The organism is Candidatus Alcyoniella australis, from assembly GCA_030765605.1.
GTDB classification, from domain to species: domain Bacteria; phylum Lernaellota; class Lernaellaia; order JAVCCG01; family Alcyoniellaceae; genus Alcyoniella; species Alcyoniella australis.
Map to the genome: position 1 here is coordinate 1 of JAVCCG010000123.1, position 3,855 is coordinate 3,855.

The window sequence follows — 3,855 nt, forward strand, 5'->3', positions numbered from 1 at the left end:
TAACGACGGGATTCCTTCAAGGTCGCCGACAATAAACAGCCGACGACGCGACTGGGGTGCTCCGAAATATTGCGCGTTCAGTACACACATATCGAGATTGTACCCGATGCGTTCCAGGGATTGTCGCCACTCAGCAAACCGATACCATTTTTGCATCTGCATTACGTTTTCAACAACGAGCCATCTGGGGCGCAACTCTTCAGCGAACCGTATGACATCAAATGCCGTAGCACGGCTTTCTTCGCACCTCGGCTTGTTTCCCTTAGCCACACTGTGGCTGGTACATTCTGGCGACGCGAGCATCAGGTCGATTCTTCCCACATCACGGGATACCTGTTTAGGCGACAAAGAGCCTGCTGTCGTTTCGTAGACAACCGCATCGGGAAAATTCTGCCTGTACGTTTGGGCGGCAATACTCCATTTGTCCAAGGCTGCGGCAGGGACCACCCCCGCCATGATTGCACCTTGGGAGCTACCGCCCCCTCCGCAAAAAACATCAAACATGCGGATCGGCTGTTTTCTCATTGAATACGCCCACTTGGATTAAAGGAAATCAGTACTGTATTTTGGTCGGAGTATAGCACAATCCATGCCAGGTGCAAGGGATTACGCGGAATTATTGCAAGAAACTGCACTGAAACAGTTGAGCATGGTTTCAACGGGAACCCATTTCTAATTCCCACAATAACGGTGTGAAAAAAGGGCTTTGCCATTCGCTTACCTCTCAGTTCAGCCACCGCACATAGAACCTCGGCACATCCTCGTGTCGGTCGAGCCTTACCAGAAATTCCGGCTCCCCCTCGCTGCCCCATAAAGCGGTCTGTCTGGGGGCATCCGGCGTCATCCCTACACCTCGACGCTCGCTTGCTCCCTCGCTTTTCTCAGACGATTAAATGCACCATATGTGTGTCGGCCAAAGAGGTCGCGCCGAATTTCAGGAATTTTGTCTGGCCTCTTCAGTCCCTTCGCAACAAGGCGTTGGTTTTTTCGCGGACATCAGCAGCACTGACGTCTTCCAGTAACTCGATCTGCGTGATGTGGTCTTGCCTGTGGCTATTGATGTTCATCTTCACCGGATCACAGTGGCCCCATCCGGCGTCAGGTTTATCTTGCATCCAGTCTTCAAAGAGATCAGCAAAAAGTTCAGTGGCGAGATGAAACCATCCGTTCGCAATCAAGGCCTCGTGCTCCGCTGCAGGCCTGTCCAGACGATCCGCCGTTAAAAGCACGCCAAGATTGGACACGTGGTAAAACTGCGAAAACCATCGGACTGAAAAGATCGCTAGATGGTAGTTCCCGGACCAGCAAAAATCGACATGATGCCCCCATTCGTGGAGCAGCGTCTTCTCGCCGGGAGCAAGAATGAACGGCATGGGAGGCGGCTCTATGCCCTGGTCCTTCATCATAGAAACAACAGTCGGCCCGTAGTGGAGCGCTGGATGAATGTATCGGCCGCCCGCATGGGTAACCCTGGATTTGCCGCCAGGTTTCGTCTTTACGATCACGCACGACGGGTCCGCGAATACCCTCGATTCGATGAGCTTCAACGCCCGCTCAAACGGCTTCGTGACCGGACTGATCGGAAGAACACGAAACCCGTGAATGGTTTCTATTTGCAGGGATTGTGAGGCGGAAGTTTTCATGTCTACAAAGATTATCCTCGTGGGATGAATGCCGCAACGTTTTTTGGAAAAATTTTCAGATGCTAAAGATCAGCCGCGCAACTTCTTGATCCACCCATAGGCTGTGGTGCCAGGACACGCAAGTTTGCCAAAGTCCCGATGACCGAAAAACCCGTCCATCGCCAGCCCCAGCGTCTTTACCAGGTGCTTGGTCAGGGCGATGAACGCCTGCTCCTGGGCCTCCGTGGGTTCGCCTCCGGAGTGCCCCGGCCCCGCGAAATTGCCGACCAGCATGATGCCGATGGAGCGGCTGTTCTGGCCTTTGCAATGCCAGACCACGTCGGTGAGTTCGTTTGTCTGGTAAATGCTCCCATCGTCATCAACAACCAGGTGGTAACAGATGTGCGGACAGCCGCCGGCCGAGATGTGGTTACCGGGACTGACGTGGTAGTTGTTGATGCCGAAGACATCCCGGTTGCCGGACGGGTCCGCGTGGCCGAGGCTCTGGTGCAGGATCACGCGGTCGATCTTTTCCAGGTCGCGCTGCTGCGGCCAGCGCGGGCGGCTCGGATTCCACGGCAAGCTCTCAACGAGCCTGATGATGTTCGCGGCCCCCATCACGCGCTCTTACGTTCAACCACGGCCGCGCGGATCTCCGCCAGCCGCACGTGGAGGTTCTCCTGGTCGGCTCGATACCCGCAGCACTCGCCGTGCTCCACACGATCGCGGATCTCGTCGAGGCACTCGCTGGTCCTCGCTTTCCACGCCCGGTCGTTTCCGAGCATGATCTTGATCAGTTCGTCGTTCTTGCGGGTGATCCAGCGAATGAGGAATGTAAACATCGCGCCGTATCCGGCCATAGCGCCGGCGACGATGGCGATGAGCTGAAGCGTGTTCGGGTCCATGGTCAATATCCTCCGAAATCTGGCGAAAGCGTGATCACCAGGATGTATGGCATGAGGCCGCGGTACTCGTCCGGGTCCTCGTTGGCGCAGCCGATGCCGCAGAGCAGGAGTTCGCCGGCGCTGATGCGCTGTGTGCCGTTGATCGTCACATCCGTCTGCGCCACAAACACCCCGGCCCGCGGGTTGTACTGGGGATCGAAAAGCGCGATCCACTGGTCGTCGCTCAGGCGCACCCACTCGTCCAGACTCGCCTGGGCCGTGGCACCCTGCGGATCAACACCCTGGCCGCTGTAGCGATGAGCCTGCACTTCGCGGATTGACCGGGCCCACTGGGAGAGCGCGCCGGGGCCGGCCGGCTCTATGTATCCCCACATCTCGCTATCGTGGGCGCCGCCCGGTAACCGCGCCTGCGCGTCCGCCAGAGTCGCGTTCTTCTCCTGGGGCCGAATTACTCCGCGGCAGCCGACCAGCCGGTCGCGGCCGTCCAGGGGGATTTCCAGCTTGTCCACGGCCGCGATGACCGAGTAGTTGCCACCGCCGGGGTCGCAGCCCTTGGCCCACTGCAGGTTCTGCTCGAGGGTGATCTCATCATCAACGCCAGTGCCAGGCGTGATGGCCAGCACCCGATTAAACTCCGCTGATGTGACGCCGCGCAGCCAGACCAGGTCGCCGGCCGAGAAGATCGCCCCCTTGGTCTGACCGACCTTGACCACGGCCTGGCCCGCGTTGGCGGTTTCCGTTAGAACGGCAAGCCGCACGATGCCCGACCTGGAGAAGCAGTACTCCTGGTGCAGGGGCAGGGCGGAAACCTTGATCGAGCCGTCCTCGTTGAGCGAGGTGTCCAGCCGGGCATCGAGCGAGGCCTGGGAGCCACGGGCCTGCTCAACCTCGTCCAGCGCCGCATCCAGCAGGCCCACGCGCTTGTACGAGCCATCGGCGTTGATCGAGACGTTCAGACGCTCGTCCAGCGAAGGCATGCTTCCACGCGCGGCTTCCACCTCGTCCATGACCTGGTCGAGGATCCCCACGCGCTTGTACGTGCCGTCCTCATTGAGCGAGACATCAAGCCTGGCATCCAGCGATGACATGCTGCCCCGAGCCGCGGCGATCTCCTGAGCCAGCTGCTCGAGCTCGGTGAAGCTGCTGGGCGTCAGCTCCATCACGCGCGTCCAGATGATCGGATCATCATCGGCGATGCCGCCCGGGTGCATGTAGACGCGCAGGCCCTGGGATATGAATAGCCCTGCCGAGTCGTTGGGGCAGATCGAGACCAGCAGCGCCATCTTGCTGCCGAAGCGGATGCGCCAGCAGTCGTCGGAATCGTCCCA

At 59.0% G+C, this 3,855-nt stretch carries 5 protein-coding genes; all 5 read right to left on the bottom strand.

Annotated elements, in window-relative coordinates:
- Positions 1–525: DNA cytosine methyltransferase (locus tag P9M14_15245; GenBank protein MDP8257101.1), on the bottom strand; the 525-nt coding region annotated here is incomplete at its 3' end.
- Between the two features lie 431 nt (positions 526–956).
- A complete protein-coding gene (locus P9M14_15250; protein MDP8257102.1) occupies positions 957–1,643 on the bottom strand; it encodes a hypothetical protein in 687 nt (228 codons plus the stop codon).
- A 69-nt stretch (positions 1,644–1,712) separates the two neighbouring features.
- Entirely contained in the window at positions 1,713–2,240 is a 528-nt protein-coding gene (locus tag P9M14_15255) for a peptidoglycan recognition family protein (protein ID MDP8257103.1), read from the bottom strand.
- On the bottom strand, positions 2,240–2,527 hold the full coding sequence (locus P9M14_15260; protein ID MDP8257104.1) for a hypothetical protein: 288 nt from the start codon (positions 2,525–2,527) through the stop codon (positions 2,240–2,242). The genes P9M14_15255 and P9M14_15260 overlap by 1 nt, the downstream gene beginning before the upstream one ends.
- A 2-nt stretch (positions 2,528–2,529) precedes the next feature.
- The coding region (locus P9M14_15265; GenBank protein MDP8257105.1) for a hypothetical protein at positions 2,530–3,855 on the bottom strand (1,326 nt) is incomplete at its 5' end.